Genomic DNA, 21425 nt, shown 5'->3' with positions numbered 1-21425 from the left:
CCGACACCGGTCAGCATCGCGCACACGGCGATTCGGATCCCGGGGCGTCGCGGCACCCCGTCACGTTACCTGCGGTGAACGGTCGCCAGCCAGGCGGGCGTGGACTCGCTGAACCGGGTGCGCAGACTCTCCTCGTCGATGGCGACGATCTCCCATTCGGCCAGATCGAAGGCCGCGGTGAGCTCGGCTCGGCTGACCGGGTGCGGTCCGGGGTCGACACCGAAGTCGGCGAAGCACAGCACGTACAGGGTCCCGCCCGGGGCGACGACCGCGCCGAGACTTCTGGCGTAGACGGCTTGTTCGGTGCGGTCGAAGGTATGGAACAGTCCGCTGTCCAGCACGGTCCGGAACCGGCGCTCCAGCCGTTCCAGGTGGAGCGCGTCGGCCACGTCGAAGGTGGCTGCGAGGCCACGGTTCTCGGCGGTGCGCCGGGCGATCGCCACCGCCGTCGCCGCCACGTCGACCCCGTGCACCGGGAACCCGAGCGCGGCGAGGTGGAGCGCGTTGTCACCGGTGCCGCAGCCCGCGTCGAGCACGTCGCCGGCGAAACCGCCCGCCGCGGCCAACCGCACCACCGCCGGTTGCGGCTGACCGATGTCCCACGGCGCTGGCCCGTCGCGATAGGACGCGTCCCACGATCGACCCGACTGCCGCTCGTGACTGGTCGGCAGCCGGTCGGGCAGCGGGTCGTCGGCGAACGAACTCATGTCAGCGCAGGAAGACCGCGGCGCGCTCGGCCAGGTCGAGCAGCGGCTGCGGGAAGACACCGAGGATGAGCGTGGCTCCCGCGCTGAACGCCACCACCAGGGTCGTCGCGAACGGGGCGGTGACGGTCGGGGCATCGGCCGGTGGGTCGGTGAAGAACATCAGCACGATCACCCGGATGTAGAAGAACGCCGCGATCGCGCTGCACAGGACGCCGACGATCACCAGGAACGTGTACCCCGCGCCCGACGCGGCGGCGAACACCGCGAACTTGCTGACGAAACCGCTAGTGAGCGGCAGACCAGCGAACGAGAGCAGCAGCAGCGCGAACACCGAGGCCAGCCACGGGGACCGGCGGCCCAAGCCCGCCCACTGCGACAGCTGGGTCGCCTCGTCACCGGAGGAGTCCCGCACGAGACTCACGACCGCGAACGCGCCGACCGTCCCCAGACCGTAGGCCAGCAGATAGAACAGGACCGCGGCGACACCGGCGTCGTCGGCGGCGACCAGCCCGACCAACAGGAAACCCGCGTGCGCGATCGAGGAGTACGCCAGCATCCGCTTCACATCGGTCTGGGTGATCGCCATGACCGCGCCGACGACCATCGTCGCCACCGCGACCGCGGCCAGGACCGGTCGCCAATCATCGCGCAGCGCACCGACGGCCACCATCAGCACCCGCATGGTCGCGCCCACCGCGGCGATCTTGGTGGCCGCGGCCATGAACGCGGTGATCGGCGTCGGGGCACCCTGGTAGACATCGGGCACCCACGCCTGGAACGGGACCGCGCCGATCTTGAACAGCAGGCCGACGGCCAGCATCCCGATACCGAGCAGGGCCAGCGTCGCGTTCTCGGGCTGCTTGTCCAGCGCCGCACCGATGCCCGGCAGCGACACCGTCCCGGTCTGCCCGTACAGCAGCGCGACACCGTAGAGGAAGAACGCGGAGGAGAACGCGCCGAGCAGGAAGTACTTCAGCGCCGCCTCCTGCGAGAGCAGGCGCCTGCGCCGCGCCAGCCCGCACAGCAGATACAGCGGCAGCGACAGCACTTCCAGCGCGACGAACATCGTCAGCAGATCGTTCGACGCGGGGAACAGCAGCAGACCACCGACCGCGAGGATGGTCAGCGGGAACACCTCGGTCGTCGACACCCCCGCCCGCACGGCGGCGAGCTCGTGCGCGCTCCCCGGCACCGCGGACGCCTGCGGGGTGAACGCGTCGACGCCACGATCGAGCACGGCGGCCGCCCGGCTCCAGGTGCCCGGCCCGCTGCGGGCCCGCGGCACCGCGCCACGCTCGGCGATCAACAGCAGACCGAGCACCGCGACCGCCAGGATCGTGCCCTGCAGGAACAGGGTCACCCCGTCGACGGCGACCGCGCCGGCCACAGCGGTGCCCGTCGTCCCCGCGAGCAGTACGACGGTGACCAGCGCGCCGACCACACCGGCGAGCCCGAGGCTCAGCTGCGTGAGGTACCGATACGGTCGCGGTACGAACGCCTCGACCAGCACACCGACGACGCCGACCGCGAACACGATCAACATCGGTGCGAGCAGGTGGTATTCGATGCTCGGTGCGGGCAGGGTGGCCGCGAGCTCGTTGATGGTCACGGAGTCCGTCCTCATTTGTGTCCGCCCGCGGGCGGGGTGGCCGCACCTGCTTCGGGAGCGGGAACCGTCGGAGCGGGATCGTGCTTACCGATCGTCGAGAGGGTGTGTCCCACGGCGGGATCCACCAGGTCGAGGATCGGTTTCGGGTAGAAGCCGAGCACCAGCAGCGCGGCCAGCAGCGGCACCACCACGGCCAGTTCGCGTGGCACCAGGTCACGCAGGTGCTCGTTGCCCTGCTTCACCGGGCCGGTCATCATGCGCTGGTACATCCACAGCACGTAGATCGCGGCCAGCACCAGTGCGCCGGTGGCGATGACGGCCGCCACCTTGTACTTGGAGAAGGTGCCGACCAGCACCAGGAATTCGCTGACGAACGGCGCGAGACCGGGCAGCGACAGGGTGGCCAGACCGGCGATGAAGAAGGTGCCCGCCAGGATCGGCGCGACCTTCTGCACGCCACCGAATTCGGCGATCATCCGGGTGCCGCGCCGCGAGACGAGGAAGCCGGCGATGAGGAACAGTGCGGCCGTGGACAGTCCGTGATTGACCATGTACAGCGTCGCACCGGCTTGCGCCTGGGTGGTCATGGCGAAGATGCCGAGGATGATGAACCCGAAGTGCGAGATCGAGGTGTAGGCGATCAGCCGCATCACATCGGTCTGGCCGATGGCCAGCAGCGCGCCGTAGAGGATGCCGATCACCGCGAGAGTGATCACCAACGGCGCGAACGTGTCCGAGGCCAGCGGGAACAGCAGCAGGCAATACCGGAGCATGCCGAACGTGCCGACCTTGTCGACCACCGCCATCATCAGCACCGCGCTGGACGGGGTGGCCGAGACCGCGGCGTCGGGCAGCCAGGTGTGCAGCGGCCACAGCGGCGCCTTCACCGCGAAGGCGAACATGAACCCGAGGAACAGCGCGTTGACGACCGCGGTACTGCCGCCGAGCTGCCCGTTGTTGGCCGCGGCGACGACGGTCCGCAGGTCGAAAGTGCCCGCGCCGCTGTCGCCGAGGCCCGCCTGCGCGGTGAGCACGTAGAGCCCGATGACCGCCGCCAGCATGATCAGGCCGCCGAACAGGTTGTACAGCAGGAACTTCACTGCGGCCCGCGAGCGCTGGGCACGCACGGCGGCGTCGCTGGTGCGCGGTCCGAAGCCACCGATGAGGAAGTACATCGGGATGAGCATGGCCTCGAAGAACACGTAGAACAGCAGGATGTCGAGGGCGAGGAAGGAGATCAGCACCATCGACTCGACCAGCAGCATCAACGCCAGGTAGATGTGCGCGGTCTTGCGGCCGTCGCCCGCCGCGGTGTCGTCGTGCCAGCCGGCCAGGATCAGCAGCGGCATCAGCACGGCGGTCAGCAGCACCAGCACGGTGGCGATGCCGTCGAGGCCGAGGGTGTAGCCGACGCCGAACGCCGGAATCCATTCGTGCGCTTCGACGAACTGGTACTGGTCGCCACCGGGATGGAACCGCAGCGCCAGGCTCACCGCCAGCACGAGCACGCCGATCGATACCGCCAACGCCAGCACGCGGGCCACATTCCGGCGCGCGGCGGGCACGGCGAGCACCGCCGCCGCGCCGACCGCGGGTGCGAGCCAGAGTGTCGTCAGCCAGGGAAACGAGTTCACCAGAACCTCACCGCCAGCAGGGCAGCGGCCACCAGGGCCGCGCCGGTGAACATGGACAGGGCGTAGGAGCGCACGAAACCGGTCTGAATCCGCCGGACCCGTGCGGAAAGTCCGCCGATGCCCGCCGCCGTGCCGTTGACGATCCCGTCGATGCCGCGCGCGTCGAGGAACACCAGCGCGCGGGTGAGGTGACGGCCGGTACGCTCGAACGCGGCCTCGTTGATCGCGTCACCGTAGAGATCCTTGCGCGCGGCCGTCGTGAACACCGTGACCGGCTCGGGCGCGGTCTCGGGGACCGGGCTCTCGGCGTACTTGCGGTAGGCGATCGCGACACCGATGGCGACCGAGGTCAGGGCCAGCCCGGTGACCACACCCGCGGGCACGACCGGCTCACCGTGGTGCGAGCCGACGACCGGGGCGAGCCAGTTCTGCAACGACGAACCCCACACGAACAACCCGCCCGCGAACACCGAGCCGAACGCGAGCAGGATCATCGGCCCGGTCATCACCGCGGGGGCCTCGTGCGGGTGGGTGTCGGGCTTCCAGCGGCGTTCGCCGAAGAAGGTCATCAGCATGACCCTGGTCATGTAGAACGCGGTGAGCCCGGCGCCGACGAGCGTGACCACACCGAGCAGGATTCCGGTGGTGCCGCCGTGATCGAACGCGGCCTCGATGATCTTGTCCTTGGAGAAGAATCCGGAGAACGGTGGCACCCCGATGATGGCGAGGTAGCCGAGACCGAAGGTGGCGAAGGTGATCGGCAGCAGGGTGCGCAGACCGCCGTAGCGCCGCATATCGGTCTCGTCGTCCATCGCGTGCATCACCGAACCGGCACCGAGGAACAGCCCGGCCTTGAAGAAGCCGTGGGTGAGCAGGTGCATGATCGCGACCGCGTAGCCGGCCGGGCCGAGGCCGACGGCCAGGATCATGTAGCCGATCTGGCTCATCGTCGAGGCGGCCAGCGCCTTCTTGATGTCGTCCTTGGCGCAGCCGACGATCGCGCCGAACAACAGTGTCACCGCACCGACGGCGAGGACCGCGGTCCTGGCGTCGGGCGCGAGGTCGTAGATCGGGTTGGAGCGGGCGATCAGGTAGACGCCCGCGGTCACCATGGTGGCGGCGTGGATGAGCGCCGAGACCGGGGTGGGGCCCTCCATGGCGTCACCGAGCCAGGACTGCAGCGGCACCTGGGCCGATTTGCCGCACGCGGCGAGCAACAGCAGCAGGCCGATCGCGGTGAGCGTGCCCTCGCTCGCGCCCGGCGACGCCGCGAACACGGTGCGGAAGTCGAACGATCCGAACGTGGCGAACATCGTCATCATGGCGATGGCCAGGCCCATGTCACCGACCCGGTTGACGATGAAGGCCTTCTTGGCCGCCGTTGCGGCCGACGGCTTCTCGTACCAGAACCCGATCAGCAGGTAGGACGCCAGACCGACGCCTTCCCAGCCCAGGTAGAGCACCAGGTAGTTGTCGGCCAGGACCAGCACCAGCATGGCGGCCAGGAACAGATTGAGGTAGCCGAAGAACCGGCGCTTGCCCGGATCGTGGCTCATGTAGCCGATCGAATAGACGTGGATCAGCGAACCGACGCCGGTGATGAGCAGCGCGAAGCACACCGATAGCTGGTCGAGTTGCAGTCCGAACCCGACCTGCAGCTCACCGACCGGCACCCACTCGAACAGTTGCTCGTGGATGGCGCGGTCGGCGTCGGATCGGCCGAGCATGCCGATGAACGCGACCACGGCGACGACGAACGAGGCTACCGCCGCGGCGGTGCCCAGATACACACCCCAGCGGTCGGCGAATCGGCCGAGCAGGAGCAGCAGGATCGCGCCGGCGAGCGGGAAGGCGGGCAGCAGCCACAACGTTGCGGTGCCCATGTCAGAACTTCAGCAGGTTGGCGTCGTCGACCGAGGTCGACCGGCGGGCACGGAAGATCGTCATGATGATGGCCAGGCCGACGACGACCTCGGCGGCGGCGACGACCATGGTGAAGAAGGCGATCACCTGACCGTCGAGGTTGCTGTGCAGGCGGGCGAAGGTGACGAAGGCCAGGTTCACCGCGTTGAGCATCAGCTCGATGCACATGAACACCACGATGGCGTTGCGGCGCAACAGCACTCCCGCCGCGCCGATGGTGAACAGCAGGGCGGACAGGAACAGGTAGTTCTGGGGGTTCACCGGTTGCCTTCCTCGTCGGCCGTCGGGGTGACGTCGCTGCCCGCGCCGACCGAGAGCGCGGCGGCCTCGGTGTGCGCGCGGGTGCGGCGGTGACGCAGGATCGTGCTCACCGAGAGTTCGGCGAAGCTGCCGTCGGGGAGCTGAGCGGGGCTGTCGACCGCGTTGTGCCTGGCGTAGACGCCCGGGGTCGGGAGCGGAGTGGCGCGTTCGCCCGCCGTCCGGAACCGGTCCCGCGACATCTCGCGCTGCCCGCGCCGCGGCGTGAACTGTTCGCGGTGCGCGAGGACCATCGCGCCGATCGTGGCGGTGATCAGCAGCGCACCGGTCAGCTCGAAGGCCCATACGTAGCGCAGGAAGATCAGTTCGGCCAGTTCGGCGATGACGTCGCGGCCACCGAAACCCCGCCCGGGGAAGCTGATCCCGCTGTCGCGCAGGGCCGCGCCGATCCCGCCGATGAGCAGGAACCCGAACCCGACACCGACGACGGCGGCCGCGATCCGCTGGCCGCGCAACGTCTCACGCAGCGATTCGGCCGAATCGACGCCGACCAGCATCAGCACGAACAGGAACAGCATCATCACCGCGCCGGTGTAGACGACGATCTGCACGACGCCGAGGAACAGCGCGCCCTGGGCGATGTAGAACACCGCCAGCGCGATCATGGTGGCGGCCAGGCACAGTGCCGAGTGCACGGCCTTGGCCGCGGTCACCATGCCGAGCGCGCCGAGCACCGCGATCGGGGCGAGCACCCAGAACAGCACCGCCTCCCCGGTGGAGGTCGACGCGATTTCGGCGGCCAGCAGTGCGGTCATCGCAGCACCTCTTCCGACGTGGTGGGACGGACCCGGCCCAGGTAGTAGTCGGCCTCGTCGGTGCCGGGCGCCATGGCGTGCGGCGGGGCGACCATGCCGTCCTGCAGCGGGGCGAGCAGGCGGTCCTTCTCGTAGATGAGGTCGGCGCGGTTGTCGTCGGTGAGTTCGTATTCGTTGGTCATCGTCAGCGCGCGGGTCGGGCACGCTTCGATGCACAGGCCGCAGCCGATGCAGCGCAGATAGTTGATCTGGTAGACGCGACCGTAACGCTCACCGGGGGAGAAGCGTTCGTCCTCGGTGTTGTCGGCGCCCTCGACGAAGATGGCGTCGGCGGGGCAGGCCCAGGCGCACAGTTCGCAGCCGATGCACTTCTCCAGGCCGTCCTCGTACCGGTTGAGCTGGTGGCGGCCGTGATAGCGCGGAGCGGTCGGCACCTTCTGCTCGGGATAGGACTCGGTGTTGGGCTTCTTGAACATCGTCGCCGCGGTGACCGCGAAACCGGCGAGCGGTTCGAACAGGCCGATCTCGGGCTGCTCGTCGGTGGTGCGCGGGGGCATCGGCGGAACCGGGAAGCCGAGGAACACCGGTGATTTCGTCGGCTCCTCCGGCAGCGGCGGCAGGCCCTGGGCCCGGCCCGCGCGCAGGAACATCGCGATCATCGCCGCGGTGATGACGATGCCGACGGTCACCAGGATCGGCGTCTGGCCGGTGACGCCCTCGATATCGAGGACCCGGGCCGTCGCCACGATCATCACCCACACCAGCGAGGTCGGAATGAGCAGCTTCCAGCCCAGATTCATGAACTGGTCGTAGCGCAGACGGGGCAGGGTGCCGCGCAACCAGACGAAGACGAACAGGAACGTCCACACCTTGAGGGTGAACCACAGCAGCGGCCACCAGCCGGAGTTCGCGCCCTCCCACAGGCTGATCGGGAACGGCGCCCGCCAGCCGCCGAGGAACAGCGTCGTCGCGAGCGCGGACACCGTGGCCATGTTGACGTACTCGGCGAGCATGAACATCGCGAACTTGAGCGAGGAGTACTCGGTGTGGAAACCACCGACGAGTTCACCTTCGGCTTCGGGCAGATCGAACGGCGCGCGGTTGGTCTCACCGACCATGGACACGCAGTAGATGAGGAACGAGGGCAGCAGCAGGAAGACGTACCAGGTGCCCTCCTGCGCGGTGACGATGCCGGAGGTGGCCATGGTGCCCGAGAGCAGGAACACCGTCGCGAAGGTCAGCGCCATCGCGATCTCGTAGGAGATCACCTGCGCGGTCGAGCGCAGGCCGCCGAGCAGCGGATACGTCGAGCCCGACGACCAACCGGCCAGCACGATGCCGTAGACGCCGATGGAGGTGATGGCCAGGATGTAGAGGACACCGACCGGCATGTCGGTCAGTTGCAGGGCGGTCTGCTGGCCGAAGATCGACACCTCGGGGCCGAACGGGATCACCGCGAACGCCATGAACGCCGGGATCACCGAGATGATCGGGGCGAGCACGAAGATCGGCTTGTCCACGATGGCCGGGATGATGTCTTCCTTGAGCGCCATCTTCACGCCGTCGGCGATGGACTGGAACATGCCGCCGGGGCCGATCCGGTTGGGGCCGACGCGCATCTGCATCCACGCGACGACCTTGCGTTCGGCGTAGACCGCGATGAGCGGCACCAGCATCAGGTAGATGAACACGCCGAGCGCCTTGACGATCACCAGCCAGAGCGGGTCGGTGCCGAAGACAGGGGCGGTGTCGGCTGCCAGGTGCAGCACGGGATCACTCATGGCGGTGTTCCTTCATCCTGTCGTCGGCGCGGCGCAGGCGCACCACGGCGCCGGGTGTCACGCCGAGCGTGGCGGCGACCGTCGAGCCGGGGGAGTGCAGCGGCAGCCACACCACCCGGTCGGGCAGGTCCGTGATCATCAGCGGCACGGTGATCTCGCCGCGGTCGGTATAGACGATGACGTGATCCGCGTCGGCCGCTTCGATCTCGGCGGCGGTGGCGGCCGAGAGCCGGGCGACCGGTGGGCGGGCGACGCCGGCGAGGTTGGCTTCGCCGTCCTGCATGCGCCCGGCGTCGAGCAGCATCCGCCAGCCGGCCAGCACCGCGGTACCGATACCGGGCGCCGGGCGGGTCTGGCTGCTCAGCTCGGGTGCGGCGATCGGTGTGCCGTGCCACGCGCCGAGCAGGTCGAGTTCGCTGCGGGCGGACGCGGTGTCGGGCAGGTTGATCGGCGTCCCCATCTCGGCGGCGAGCGAATGCAGCACCCGCAGGTCCGACAGCGGAGCGGCGACGCGGCGGGTGGTGTCGAGCGGGGCGGCGGCGAACGGGCGCGGCCTGCCCTCCCAGGTGCGGAAGGTGCCGGACTTCTCCATGACGGGCGCGATCGGGAAGACGACGTCGGCGCGTTCGGTCACGGCGCTGTGCCGCAACTCCAGGCTGACCACGAACCGCGCTGCGTCGATCGCGGCCAGCGCGGCCGCCGGGTCGGGCAGGTCGTCGGGGTCGACACCACCGATGACGAGCGCGCCGAGCTGAGCGGCGCTCGCCAGGATGCCCGCGGTGTCGCGGCCGAGCGTGACGGGCAGATCGTCGGCCTGCCAGCGGTGCCGGACCTGTTGCCGCGCGGCCGGATCGACCACGGGCCTGCCACCGGGCAGCAGTCCGGGCAGTGCTCCCGCTTCCAAAGCACCGCGTTCGCCTGCCCGTCGGGGTACCCAGGCGAGCCCGGCGCCGGTGGTGTCGACCAGCCGGACCACGGCCGACAGCGCGCCGGGGCTGCCCGCGAGCCGTTCGCCCGCCAGGACGACCGCGCCCGGGCTGCGCAGCAGTGCCATGAGTTCGGCCGCGTCCGCCGAGGTCTCGGCGGCGATGGCGTCGAGCACGTCGGCCTCGCCGCACGGCGGGGTCTGGATGAGCGCGCCCGACATCCGTTCGAGCCCTCGGGAGGCGAACGGGGCCAGCGACACCACGCGCAGCCCGCGGGTCCTGGCGGCCTTGCGCAGGCGCAGGTAGACGATCGGGGATTCCTCTTCGGGTTCGAATCCCACCAGCAGCACGACCGGTGCGGCGGCCAGCGCCGCGTAGTCGACGTCGACACCGTGTCCGGCGACGCGGGCGGCGAGGAAGCGTTCCTCCTCCTCGGAGTGCACGCGGCTGCGGAAGTCGATGTCGTTGGTGGCGAGGACCATGCGCGCGAACTTGCTGTACGCGTAGGCGTCTTCCTCGGTGACCCGCCCACCGACAAGCACGCCCGCGTTCCCGATCGCGGCCCGCAGCCCGGTCGCCGCGGCGGCCAGTGCCTCGGACCAGGAGGCCGGGGCCAGCACGCCGTCCCAGCCCCGGACCAGCGGCGTGGTGAGCCGATCGCGTTCGGTCGCATAGGTGAAGGCCCAGCGGCCCTTGTCGCAGTTCCATTCCTCGTTGACCTGCGGATCGTCACCGGCCAAGCGGCGCAGCACTTTTCCGCGCCGATGGTCGGTGCGCTGGGCGCATCCGGAGGCGCAGTGCTCGCACACGCTCGGCGTGGACACCAGGTCGAACGGGCGGGCCCGGAAGCGGTAGGAGGTGCCGGTGAGCGCGCCCACCGGACAGATCTGCACCGTGTTGCCGGAGAAATAGGAGTCCAGCGGTTCGGCCTGGGCGATGCCGACCTGTTGCAGCGCGCCGCGATCCATCAGTTCGATGAACGGATCACCGGCGACCTGCTGGGAGAACCGTGTGCACCGTGCGCACAGGACGCACCGCTCGCGGTCCAGCAGGACAGCTGAGGAGAGCGGGATCGGTTTCGGATAGGTGCGCTTCTCCCCGTCGAACCGGGAGTCGGCGCTGCCGGTGGACATCGCCTGGTTCTGCAGCGGGCACTCGCCGCCCTTGTCGCAGACCGGACAGTCCAGCGGATGATTGATCAGCAGCAGCTCCATCACCCCGCGCTGCGCCTTCTCGGCGACCGGCGAGCTGATCTGGGTACGGACGATCATGCCGTCGGTGACCGGAATCGTGCAGGACGCCACCGGCTTGCGCTGCCCCTCCACCTCGACCAGGCACTGCCGGCAGGCGCCGACCGGGTCGAGCAGCGGGTGATCGCAGAAGCGGGGAATCTGCACGCCGACCAGTTCGGCGGCGCGGATCAGCAACGTGCCCGCGGGCACCTGGACGGTGGTGTCGTCGATGGTGACGCTCACCAGATCCGCGGGGACGACGCCGCTGCTGTTGCCGGGCGCGATCGCTGTCATCGGTCCTCATTCCCTGCCGAGGCCCACACCGTGGCGCGGGCCGGATCGAACGGGCAGCCGCCGCGGCGCTGATGCTCGAGGTACTCGTCGCGGAAGTACTTCAGCGAGGAGAAGATCGGGCTGGCCGCGCCGTCGCCGAGCGCGCAGAACGATTTGCCGTTGATGTTGTCGGCGATGTCGGCGAGTTTGTCGAGGTCGGCCTCGGTGCCCTGCCCCGCTTCGAGCCTGCGCAGCAGCTGCACGAGCCAGTAGGTGCCCTCGCGGCACGGTGTGCACTTGCCGCAGGATTCGTGGGCGTAGAACTCGGTCCAGCGCAGGACGGCACGCACGACGCAGGTGGTGTCGTCGAAGATCTGCAGGGCCTTGGTGCCCAACATGGATCCGGCGGCGGCGACACCCTCGTAGTCGAGCGGGACGTCGAGGTGCTCGGCGGTGAACAGCGGCGTCGACGAGCCGCCCGGTGTCCAGAACTTCAGGGTGTGACCTGCCCGCACGCCACCGGCGTAGCCGAGCAGCTCGCGCAGGGTGATCCCCAGTGGCGCCTCGTACTGGCCCGGCCGGGCGACATGGCCCGACAGCGAGTACAGCGTGAACCCGGGTGACTTCTCGCTGCCCATGGACCGGAACCATTCGGTGCCCTTGCGCAGGATCGACGGCACCGAGGCGATGGACTCCACATTGTTGACGACCGTCGGGCAGGCGTAGAGCCCGGCCACGGCCGGGAACGGCGGCCGCAGCCGCGGCTGACCACGGCGGCCTTCGAGCGAATCGAGCAGCGCCGTCTCCTCGCCACAGATGTAGGCGCCCGCTCCGGCGTGCACGATCAGTTCCAGGTCGAACCCGGAACCCAGGATGTCGCGCCCGAGGTAGCCCGCGTCGTAGGCCTCCGCGACCGCGGCCTGGAGCCTGCGCAGCACCGGCACCACCTCGCCGCGCACGTAGATGAACGCGGTGGCCGCCCGGATCGCGTAGGCGGCGATCACCACCCCTTCGATCAGGGTGTGCGGAGTGGCCAGCATCAGCGGAATGTCTTTGCAGGTGCCGGGTTCGGACTCGTCGGCGTTGACGACCAGGTAGTGCGGTTTGGTCGTGCCGTCGGGACCGGGTCCCTGGGGGATGAACGACCACTTCATGCCGGTCGGGAAGCCCGCGCCGCCGCGACCGCGCAGGCCGGCGTCCTTCACCGTCTGGATGACGTCGTCGGGTGCCATCCGCAGGGCGGCGCGGAGTCCTTCGTAGCCGCCGGTGGCGCGGTAGCTGTCGAGGGTCCAGGATCGTGGGCGGTCCCAGTGTTCGCTGAGAACGGGGGTGAGGGTGGTCATCTCATTCCCCCTGTCCGAGGGAATCGCCTTCTGCGGCAGTGGTTTCCGCAGTGTGCAACCCGGCGAGGGTGGCCGCGCCCGGGGCGCCGTCGAGCGCGCCTGGACGTTCGTCGGGGAAGCCGGCGAGGATACGGGCGGTCTCCCGGAAGGTGCACAGCGGCGCTCCCCGGGTGGGACGCACCTGGTGCCCCGCGCGGAGGACATCGGTGATCGCGCGCGCCGACTCGGGAGTCTGGTTGTCGAAGAACTCCCAGTTGACCATCATCACCGGTGCGTAGTCGCAGGCGGCGTTGCACTCGACGTGTTCGAGGGTGATGGCGCCGTCGGCGGTGGTCTCGCCGTGGTGGATGCCCAGATGGTGTTGCAGCGCTTCGTAGATGGCGTCGCCGCCGAGGACCGCGCACAGCGTGTTGGTGCACACGCCGACGTGGTAGTCGCCGGTCGGTGTGCGCCGGTACATCGAGTAGAACGTCGCGACGGCGGTCACCTCGGCGCCGGTGAGACCGAGATGGTCGGCGCAGAAGTCGATGCCGGTGCCGGTCACGTATCCCTCTTCGGCCTGCACCAGGTGCAGCAGCGGCAGCAGCGCCGAGCGGGGGTGCGGGTACCGGGCGATGATTTCCTTGGCGTCGACTTCGAGCCGCTGCCGCACGTGCGGCGGGTACGGTTCCGGCCTGGTGGTGAGTTTCAGTTCGATCTTCATCGGTCCACTCCGCCCATCACGGGGTCGATGCTGGCGACCGAGGCGATGACGTCGGCGACCATGCCGCCTTCGCACATCGCGGCCACCGCTTGCAGATTGGTGAACGAGGGATCGCGGTAGTGCACCCGGTACGGCCGGGTGCTGCCGTCGCTGACCATGTGCACGCCGAGCTCACCGCGCGGTGACTCCACCGCCGCGTACACCTGGCCCGCGGGAACCCGCATGCCTTCGGTGACGAGCTTGAAGTGATGGATCAGCGACTCCATCGAGGTGCCCATGATCTTGCCGATGTGCTTGGGCGAGTTGCCCAGTCCGTCGGGACCGAGTTGCAGGTCGGCGGGCCAGGCGATCTTCTTGTCGTCGACCATGACCGGGCCGGGCCGTAACCGGTCCAGGCACTGCTCGACGATCTTGAGCGACTCGCGCATCTCGGCGACCCGGATCAGGTAGCGGCCGTAGCAATCGCACCCGGTGGTGGTCGGGATGTCGAATTCGTAGTTCTCGTACCCGCAGTAGGGCGCCGACTTGCGCAGGTCGTGCGGCAGACCGGTGGCACGCAGGACGGGGCCGGTGATGCCGAGCGCCATGCAGCCGGTGAGGTCGAGGTAGCCGATGTCCTGGGTGCGCTTCTTCCAGATCGGGTTGGCGCTGAGCAGGTGCTCCATGTCGCGCAACCGGCCCGGCATGATCTCCAGGAGCTCGCGCACCTTGGCGACGCCGTCGTCGGGCAGGTCCTGGGCGAGGCCGCCGGGACGGATGAACGCGTGGTTCATCCGCAGGCCGGTGATGGTCTCGAACACGTCGAGGATCAGTTCGCGTTCGCGGAAGCCGAACAGCATCGGGGTGAGCGCGCCGAGTTCCATGCCGCCGGTCGCGAGGGCGACCAGGTGCGAGGAGATCCGGTTGAGCTCCATCAGCATGACGCGCACGACGGTGGCGCGTTCGGGGATCTGCTCGGTGATGTCGAGCAGCTTCTCCACGCCGAGGCAGTAGGCGGTCTCGTTGAAGAAGGGGGACAGGTAGTCCATCCGGGTCACGAAGGTGACGCCCTGGGTCCAGGTGCGGAACTCCAGGTTCTTCTCGATCCCGGTGTGCAGGTAGCCGATGCCGCAGCGGGCCTCGGTGACGGTCTCGCCTTCGATCTCGAGGATCAGGCGCAGCACGCCGTGCGTCGACGGGTGCTGCGGGCCCATGTTGACGACGATGCGTTCTTCGCCGCCGCCCTCGATCACTTCGCTGACCTGGTCCCAGTCCTGGCCTGCGACGGTGACGACCTGCGGTTCGTCGCGGCGGAAATCGGTGTCGGTCATCAGCTGTAGGTCCTCCGCTCGTCGGGCGGCGGTATCCGCGCGCCCTTGTACTCCACCGGGATCCCGCCGAGCGGGTAGTCCTTGCGCTGCGGATGGCCGCGCCAGTCGTCGGGCATGGTGATGCGGGTGAGGGAGGGATGCCCGTCGAAGAGGATGCCGAAGAAGTCGTAGGTCTCGCGTTCGTGCCAGTCGGTGGTCGGATACACCGCGAACAGCGAAGGGATGTGCGGATCGGCGTCGGGGGCCGACACTTCCAGCCGGATCCGCCGGTTGTGGGTGATCGACATGAGGTGGTAGACCGCGTGCAGTTCGCGGCCCTCGTCGTCGGGGTAGTGCACGCCGTTGACGCCCAGGCACAGTTCGAAGCGCAGCGAGGTGTCGTCCCGCAACGCGCTCGCGACGGCGACTAGGTGCTCACGCCGGACGTGCAGGGTGATCTCGTCGCGGAAGACGACGATCTTCTCGATCACGGTGTCGAACGCGATCACCCGGTGGGTCAGCGCGGCGCGCAGGGTGCCGACGAACGCGTCGAACCAGCCGCCGTAGGGCGGCGGGGTGCCCGCGGGCAGCGCGACGGGCGTGACCAGACCGCCGTAGCCGGAGGTGTCACCGGTACCGGTGACACCGAACATGCCTCGGCGGGTGCCGATCACCTCGTCCTCGGGTGCCGCGGGCGGCCTCGGCGTGGCGGGTGTGTCGTCCGGAATGTCTTGTCCCGCAGTGTTGTCGGCGTTGTCGGGAGCGTCGAAGGTCATCGCAGCAGGCCCTCCATCCGGATGGTCGGCGTGCTGGCCAGCGCGGCCTGCTCGGCGGCGCGGATCGCTTCCTCGCGGTTGACGCCCATCGGCGTCTCGGCGATCTTGGCGTGCAGCGCGAGGATCGCGTTGAGCAGCATCTCCGGGCGCGGCGGGCAGCCGGGCAGGTAGATGTCGACGGGGACGATGTGGTCGACGCCCTGCACGATCGCGTAGTTGTTGAACATGCCGCCCGAGGAGGCGCACACGCCCATGGCGAGTACCCATTTCGGCTCGGTCATCTGGTCGTAGACCTGGCGCAGGACCGGAGCCATCTTCTGGCTCACCCGGCCCGCCACGATCATCAGATCGGCCTGGCGCGGGGAGGCGCGGAACGCCTCCATGCCGAAGCGGGCGATATCGAATCGTCCCGCGCCGGTGGCCATCATCTCGATCGCGCAGCAGGCCAGGCCGAACGTCGCGGGCCAGACCGAGCCCTTACGCAGGTAGCCGGCGAAATCTTCCACGGTGCTCAGCAGGAACCCGCTGGGCAGTTTCTCTTCGAGACCCATTATTTCCCACTCATTCCCAGCTGAGGCCGCCGCGCCGCCACTCGTAGGCGTAGGCGACCGACACATTGACGATGAACAGCGCCATCGCGGCGAGACCGAAGAGCCCGAGCGCATCGAAGTGCACGGCCCACGGGTAGAGGAACACGATCTCGATGTCGAAGATGATGAACAACATCGCGGTGAGGTAGTACTTCACCGGAAAGCGCTGTCCCGTGGCGTTTCCGGGGCCACCCGCGATGGCGTGCGGGGTCGGCTCGATGCCGCATTCGTAGGGTTCCAGCTTGGCCCGGTTGCGCCGCTTCGGGCCGATCAGCGCCGCCATGATGACGGAGAACACCGCGAACGCGGCGGCGATGGCGCCGAGTACGAGCGCGGGCACCTCGATATTCACGACTGCTTTCCCCTCCTCGCTGGAGCAGGTCGAGCCGTGTGGCCCGGCCGCGGACGGCAGCTTTGGCGAGACGGGGCCGACAACGTTGTCCGCCGATACGGGGCTCGCGCAAGGCTGTGCAGCGATGGCGGAGCGTTATACAGGAGCCCGCGCTCGTGTGAGCTAGAGCACAGACTACCGCCGTTGCGGGGGCGCACCGCGCGTTTCCGGGGTGGGCTTTGATCGATTTCGAGACAGCGATTCATGAGCGATCCGGGGGTAATCCCGGATCGGCGCACGCCACGTAACCACTGGTGTTACCAGTGGTAATAGGCAGAACTGTGGGGCGTGGGACTATCCGCGGGGCCGGGACGATGCCCGGAGGTCGCCGATCAGCGGGCGAGCAGGATGCTGGTGACCGCGTGGGTGAGCTGCATGGGGTCGATCGGGTGCGAGACCGCGGCCTCGGCACGCGACCAGTTCGCCAGCCAGGCGTCGTCGGGCCTGCCGGTCAGCACGACCACCGGCGGGCACTCGTCGATCTCGTCCTTGAGCTGCTTGGCGATGCCGAGGCCGCCCGCGGGCGCGGACTCCCCGTCCAGGATCGCCAGATCGATCCCGCCCGCGTCCATCTGTTCGATGACCACGGGTGCCGTGGCCACCTCGAAGAAGTCGAGCTCCGGCAGGTCGGGGCGCGGCTTACGGCCCAGCGCCAGCATCACCTGTTGCCTGGTGTCGGCATCGTTGCTGTAGACCAGCACACGCAGCGGGGTGGAACCATTCGATTCGGCCACGCTCGGATCGTACGTCCGCGCGGGCGCGCGGCGTGGCAGGTTCGCCGGATCGGCCGGTTGGCCTGCGGGGCAAGCGAGTCCACCGCGGGCCCGCGACGGCTACCAGTCGCCGTCCTCGACCTTCTTGCCGCCCAGCGGGATCACCGGAAGTGGTTGCTCGAGTGGCGGATTGGGCTGCTCGTCGGCCAGCCACTCGCCGGTGGGCTTCACCCCGGCGAGCTCGGCCGAGGGGGCCAGGTCGTCGGCGTCGGCGGCGTAGTAATCGAACCAGGGCAGATTGTGCTCGGCGTAGGCCTGGGCCGTGATCGGCGTCGGCGGGGCCGGTTCACCCGTGATCTGCTGCCATTCGGCCGCCGAAGCGAGGTGGACGAAGACGCGGCCGTCGGCCTCGGCGTGATAGTCCTCGACCGGCCTGCGGTCGGCGAAGATCTCCTGCCGCATGGTGCCACCCGCGCCGAGCCCCATCTTCCTGGCCGCACCGCGCATCCGGGCGGCGCCGGCGGGTGCCGCGGGCGGCGGCCCGCCCGGCGCCGGACCGGAATACATCGCCCCGGCCGGTGGCGCGCTCACCGGCATCGGTGCGCCGTACACCGGCTCACCGGACTGCCAGGGCGGGACGGTGCGCGCGGCGCGCTGCCGGGCGTCCTCGGCAGCACGCCAAGCAGCACGGGCGGCGTCGGTGAGCCCGTGGACGGCCAGTTGCACGCCACCCCACTGTTCGACCCCGGTGACCTGACCTTCGACGGTCGCGCCGAGCCCGAGCGGCACCGCGACGAACTGGCGGACGGTGCCGTCGCCGGAGTTGATGCCGTCCATCCACGGCTGCTGGGGCAGGGCGAGATAGTTCTGCGGGTCCTGGCCGATGGTGTCGCTCCATGGTTTCCCGGAGACCGCGCAGACCTTGCCGACGCCGACCTTGAGCGCGGTGGGCGCGCTCGCGGAGAAGCGCAGCCACAGGGCTTCACGCTGATACACCGGCAGCATGACCCCGCCGCGTGTGCGCCACTCCTCGGGCACGGTGTCCGGGTAGTCGGCGACGCGGCGCAGCGGAAAGCTGCCGAGTCCGGGCGGCAGCGGATAGGTGCCCGTCTCGGGCAAGCGCAAGGTTCGGATGAACGTCACCCGGACGCCGCCCGGCAGTTCGAGCGCGTCTCCCGACAGCGTCACTTCCGTTGCCATGCCCCACCCCTTCGTTCGATTGTGCGCAGACGATGGACCCGCCCCTGGCGACGACGGTACCCGCGGTGACCATGGCCGTCCACGGCGTTGTCGTCAGTACCTCGGCGGCAGTCCGAACTCGGCGCGGATGCCCGCGAACAAGACCTCGACCCGGTCACCGAAGGTGATCGCGGCTTCGTTCAGGCCCGCGAGCGCACCTGCAGCGGATCGGCGAGGCGCGCGTGGAACAGGGTGTTGACGGCGAAATGCGGGCGGCTGATATTGCCGCGGTCGTAGGGATTCCGGCGACGCGCGGGCAGGTCGCCGTCTACCCGGAGGACGGACCTGAACTGCGCCGCGCCGGGGCCGTACTCGTCCTCGTCCAGCCGGGCGAACGTCGCGGCCGCGTCCTGGAAGTGCTCGGGGAATGGGTCGCCGGCACGTAGGGCGGCGAGCGCGGGACGGACCCACGGGCGGTCGGCGAGCCCGGCGTACTCGTAGGCCCGCTCGGCGCAGAACACGCTCAGCGCCCGGAGTTGCTCGACATCCATCCCGGCGATCGACTCGGCGAGCGCGCGGTCGTATCCGGCGAGATCGCGGGCGCAGTAGATGTCGGCGAGCGCGGCGATCGGCTCGCCGCCCCATTCTTCCCTGGCACGCTCCGCCGCCGCCTGTTCCCACTGCCGTGCCTGGTCGTCCGGCGCGGAGCCCTCGGTGGCGAACGGGATCACGAGGTGCGCGGACGCGGCCGTCGTTCCGCTCGGGAGTGTGACGCCGGAATCGATGCGCGGCAGTGCGCTGGACGAGTCGGCCGCGAGATCGGGGTCGACCCAGACTCGTGGTGTTCGCAGCTCGCTGCCGTCGTCGGGCCAGCAGCGAATCCGCCAATGATCGCCCGGCGTGGTGGTGCCCGGCCAGCCGTATCCGACGAAGCCGGTGCCCGCGATCTCGACGATGTAGTCGCCCGGCGGTACCGGCGCGGGCTCCCAGGTGTCCACCGGCGAGCTGATGTTCAGTCCGTACTCGCCGATGTGCAGCCGGGCTTCGCTGATCTGTTGCCAGTCGTCCTCGTCGGCCGGTGGACGTGTCGCCCACACCTGCACCACCACGGGCATCTCGAAGTTGTTCTGGTGCGGACTGCACACCACGACGGTGTGTCCGTCACCGGCGGACGGACCGGTGGCGAGCGCCGCTTCCAGCAGGGCCAGTTCGGCGTCCTCCTCGCCCTCGCCGCCGTGGAGCACGAATTGGCCGTAGTCGAGGGCCAATTCCAGGTGGTGTTCCAGCACGGGTTCCAGGTCGCGGGTCATGAGCGGCATCGTGGCACGGTGTACCGACATCCTGCTCCAGTCAGCCGGTCGGCATGGTTGTTGTTATCGAGACAAAAACCAGTGGCGGGCCGACGGTCTCGCCGGTTACGGTCACGATGATGACGAAGAAATGGCACCACGTGGCCGTGGTGAACGAGGAAATCGCCGAACGAGGCACCTACCGGACCGCCGCGGGAGTGGCCGTCGACATCGGTCCGGAACTGCCGGCGGCGCGAGGCGGAACGGTGTCCTACACGCCGACGCTCTTGGACGAGATGATCCGAACGCCGGCACCCGGTTCCGGCCCGGCGACCATCGATGTGACCGGCGAAGGCAGCGTGGCGGCGGCCCGGCGACTGCACGGCGAGGACAACGGCGGGCGGATCGGAATACTCAACTTCGCCTCGGCGCGGAATCCTGGAGGTGGCTACCTCAGGGGCGCGCGAGCCCAGGAGGAGGACCTGTGCCGGAGCGCGCTGCTCTACACCTGCCTGATCGAGGCGCCGGACTACTATGCGGCCCACCGCGCGTCGTCGGACCCGGCCTACAGCCACCGGGTCATCGTCTCGCCCGATGTGCCGGTCATCCGCGACGACGAGGGCGCGCTGGCCGAACCGTTTCCGGTGACCTTCCTGACCTCGCCCGCCCCCAACGCCGGCGAGCTGGCCCGTCGGGCGGTGACCATCGACCTGCCCCTGCTGTTGGCCGAGCGAGCCGAACGGGTGGTCGCCGCCGCGGCGCGGCACGAGGTGCGCACCCTGGTGCTCGGCGCGTGGGGTTGCGGCGTGTTCCGCAACGATCCCGTCCAGGTGGCTGACGCCTTCGCCACGGCGCTGGAGAAGTGGGGCGCGGCCTTCGATCGGGTGGTGTTCGCCGTATGGGATCGGGCGGCGGTATCGGCCAATCGCACAGCCTTCGAGGCCCGCTTCGCTGCGCGATAACGCCCGAAAACAGCCCGCTAGGGCCCGATCGCGGCGTGGAAGGCATCGGTTCCGGTCTCGAGCGGGTCGATCAGGTGCGCCAGGAACAAGCGGGTGGCCGGGGTGGGGGTCGGCGTCGTGACCGCGTGCCAGGCCCGGTCCAGCGGGGTCCCGGGCACGTCGATCGTGTGCAGCGCACCGGATTCCAGATGCTCGCCGACGGCATCGGAATGGATGAGGGTGATGCCCAGGCCCTCGCGGGCGGCGGCGATGACCGCGCCGTGCGAACCCAGTGTCAGGGTGGGGGGATCGATCTGGAGCCGGTCGAGCAGGGCGAGGGTCGCTTCCCGGGTGCCCGAGCCGTTGCCGCGCAGCAGCCAGGTGTCGTGGCGTGGATCGTTGGTATCGTTCGCGCCCACGACGACGAGCGTGCTCGGCCGCCGGGCCTGGATGACCAGATTCGCCGCGTGCGGGGGACGGCCCGCGATGACGAGATCGGTCTCGTGGTGCTGCAATTCGAGAAACAGCACGTCACGGGGCTGAATCGACAGGCTCAGTTCCACATCGGGATAGCGGTGCCGGAACGAGGCCAGCGGGCGCAGCACCACCGATTCACCCGCCGTGGCGACGACGCCGATACGGAGCCTGCCCGCCTCGGCCTGGCGGACCGCGGCGTGCGCCTCCTTCATCAGACCCAGGATTCCGCGGCAGTACTCGGCGTAGACCCGGCCCGCTTCGGTCAGCGCGATCCCACGCCCCGATCGGGTGATCAGTTTGGCACCGAGCTGCTTCTCGACATGGGCGACGGCGGCGGAGACGGCCGCCTCGGTGACGTGCAGCTGAGCGGCCGCGCGGCGCACGCTGCCGAGCCGGGCCACCGCGAGGAAGGTTTCCATCCGTCCCGCGCTCACCCTGCCCATTACCCGACGGTAGCAAACTCAACGTTTCGGTTGAGCGTTCCCAGAAACATTCACATTGTTTGCTGCCCGGCCGGGCCTCATCCTGGAATTCGCAAGGCGTACACCGGATTCCACCGCCGGTGAAGTCAGGGCC

Annotated in this window: 19 protein-coding genes and 1 pseudogene; 1 reads left to right on the top strand and 19 read right to left on the bottom strand. The window is 69.3% G+C overall.

Features of this window, described 5'->3' with window-relative positions; translation table 11 throughout:
• Positions 1 to 65: 65 nt before the first annotated feature.
• The 18 genes and pseudogenes from AB0H54_RS21390 to AB0H54_RS21305 all read right to left on the bottom strand — a co-directional run bounded on the left by AB0H54_RS21390 (position 66) and on the right by AB0H54_RS21305 (position 19452).
• The gene (locus AB0H54_RS21390) at positions 66 to 707 is read right to left on the bottom strand and encodes a class I SAM-dependent methyltransferase (protein ID WP_357347117.1); all 642 of its coding nucleotides are present in this window, start codon (positions 705 to 707) and stop codon (positions 66 to 68) included.
• A 1-nt stretch (position 708) separates the two neighbouring features.
• Positions 709 to 2331 carry an NADH-quinone oxidoreductase subunit NuoN gene (gene nuoN, locus AB0H54_RS21385; protein WP_357347115.1) on the bottom strand — a complete coding sequence of 541 codons (1623 nt, stop codon included), beginning with the start codon at positions 2329 to 2331 and terminating at the stop codon, positions 709 to 711.
• Positions 2328 to 3950 (bottom strand): NADH-quinone oxidoreductase subunit M, encoded by a 1623-nt coding sequence (locus AB0H54_RS21380; RefSeq protein ID WP_357347113.1) that lies wholly within the window; start codon positions 3948 to 3950, stop codon positions 2328 to 2330. Before AB0H54_RS21380 ends, nuoN begins: the two co-directional genes overlap by 4 nt.
• The gene (nuoL, locus tag AB0H54_RS21375) at positions 3947 to 5833 is read right to left on the bottom strand and encodes an NADH-quinone oxidoreductase subunit L (RefSeq protein ID WP_357347111.1); all 1887 of its coding nucleotides are present in this window, start codon (positions 5831 to 5833) and stop codon (positions 3947 to 3949) included. Before nuoL ends, AB0H54_RS21380 begins: the two co-directional genes overlap by 4 nt.
• A 1-nt stretch (position 5834) precedes the next feature.
• On the bottom strand, positions 5835 to 6134 hold the full coding sequence (gene nuoK, locus AB0H54_RS21370) for an NADH-quinone oxidoreductase subunit NuoK (protein WP_189028720.1): 300 nt from the start codon (positions 6132 to 6134) through the stop codon (positions 5835 to 5837).
• A complete protein-coding gene (locus tag AB0H54_RS21365) occupies positions 6131 to 6946 on the bottom strand; it encodes an NADH-quinone oxidoreductase subunit J (protein ID WP_357347109.1) in 816 nt (271 codons plus the stop codon). The genes nuoK and AB0H54_RS21365 overlap by 4 nt, the downstream gene beginning before the upstream one ends.
• Positions 6943 to 7503, bottom strand: coding sequence for an NADH-quinone oxidoreductase subunit NuoI (nuoI, locus tag AB0H54_RS21360; RefSeq protein WP_357347556.1), 561 nt, complete (start codon positions 7501 to 7503; stop codon positions 6943 to 6945). Before nuoI ends, AB0H54_RS21365 begins: the two co-directional genes overlap by 4 nt.
• Positions 7480 to 8727 (bottom strand): annotated as a pseudogene (nuoH, locus tag AB0H54_RS21355) (NADH-quinone oxidoreductase subunit NuoH); the annotation flags it as partial. The gene nuoI and the pseudogene nuoH, both read right to left, overlap by 24 nt.
• Entirely contained in the window at positions 8720 to 11179 is a 2460-nt protein-coding gene (locus tag AB0H54_RS21350; protein WP_357347106.1) for an NADH-quinone oxidoreductase subunit G, read from the bottom strand. The pseudogene nuoH and the gene AB0H54_RS21350, both read right to left, overlap by 8 nt.
• The gene (gene nuoF / locus AB0H54_RS21345) at positions 11176 to 12501 is read right to left on the bottom strand and encodes an NADH-quinone oxidoreductase subunit NuoF (protein ID WP_355272050.1); all 1326 of its coding nucleotides are present in this window, start codon (positions 12499 to 12501) and stop codon (positions 11176 to 11178) included. Before nuoF ends, AB0H54_RS21350 begins: the two co-directional genes overlap by 4 nt.
• Position 12502: 1 nt before the next feature.
• Positions 12503 to 13204 carry an NADH-quinone oxidoreductase subunit NuoE gene (gene nuoE / locus AB0H54_RS21340; protein WP_357347104.1) on the bottom strand — a complete coding sequence of 234 codons (702 nt, stop codon included), beginning with the start codon at positions 13202 to 13204 and terminating at the stop codon, positions 12503 to 12505.
• Positions 13201 to 14514, bottom strand: coding sequence for an NADH dehydrogenase (quinone) subunit D (gene nuoD / locus AB0H54_RS21335; RefSeq protein ID WP_357347102.1), 1314 nt, complete (start codon positions 14512 to 14514; stop codon positions 13201 to 13203). The genes nuoE and nuoD overlap by 4 nt, the downstream gene beginning before the upstream one ends.
• Entirely contained in the window at positions 14514 to 15269 is a 756-nt protein-coding gene (locus AB0H54_RS21330; RefSeq protein WP_357347100.1) for an NADH-quinone oxidoreductase subunit C, read from the bottom strand. The genes nuoD and AB0H54_RS21330 overlap by 1 nt, the downstream gene beginning before the upstream one ends.
• Entirely contained in the window at positions 15266 to 15820 is a 555-nt protein-coding gene (locus AB0H54_RS21325) for an NADH-quinone oxidoreductase subunit B (protein ID WP_218720158.1), read from the bottom strand. Before AB0H54_RS21325 ends, AB0H54_RS21330 begins: the two co-directional genes overlap by 4 nt.
• 10 nt (positions 15821 to 15830) lie before the next feature.
• Positions 15831 to 16211 carry an NADH-quinone oxidoreductase subunit A gene (locus AB0H54_RS21320; RefSeq protein ID WP_355272057.1) on the bottom strand — a complete coding sequence of 127 codons (381 nt, stop codon included), beginning with the start codon at positions 16209 to 16211 and terminating at the stop codon, positions 15831 to 15833.
• A gap of 371 nt (positions 16212 to 16582) precedes the next feature.
• Positions 16583 to 16909, bottom strand: a complete 327-nt coding sequence (locus AB0H54_RS21315) for a hypothetical protein (protein ID WP_355273021.1) — start codon at positions 16907 to 16909, stop codon at positions 16583 to 16585.
• Positions 16910 to 17083: 174 nt separating this feature from the next.
• A complete protein-coding gene (locus tag AB0H54_RS21310) occupies positions 17084 to 18163 on the bottom strand; it encodes a hypothetical protein (protein ID WP_357347097.1) in 1080 nt (359 codons plus the stop codon).
• Positions 18164 to 18342: 179 nt separating this feature from the next.
• Positions 18343 to 19452 (bottom strand): hypothetical protein, encoded by a 1110-nt coding sequence (locus tag AB0H54_RS21305; RefSeq protein ID WP_357347095.1) that lies wholly within the window; start codon positions 19450 to 19452, stop codon positions 18343 to 18345.
• 53 nt (positions 19453 to 19505) lie between these two features.
• On the opposite strand from AB0H54_RS21305, the gene AB0H54_RS21300 reads away from it, so the two are divergent.
• Positions 19506 to 20393: a TIGR02452 family protein gene (locus tag AB0H54_RS21300; RefSeq protein ID WP_357347093.1), complete on the top strand. Its 888-nt coding sequence runs from the start codon at positions 19506 to 19508 to the stop codon at positions 20391 to 20393.
• Positions 20394 to 20410: 17 nt separating this feature from the next.
• On the opposite strand, the gene AB0H54_RS21295 is transcribed toward AB0H54_RS21300, so the two are convergent.
• Positions 20411 to 21292, bottom strand: a complete 882-nt coding sequence (locus tag AB0H54_RS21295) for a LysR family transcriptional regulator (protein ID WP_357347091.1) — start codon at positions 21290 to 21292, stop codon at positions 20411 to 20413.
• Positions 21293 to 21425 lie beyond the last annotated feature (133 nt).

The sequence above is a fragment of the Nocardia sp. NPDC050718 genome, from assembly GCF_040654235.1.
Lineage (GTDB): Bacteria > Actinomycetota > Actinomycetes > Mycobacteriales > Mycobacteriaceae > Nocardia.
This window is presented reverse-complemented; position numbering and strand designations above follow the sequence as displayed.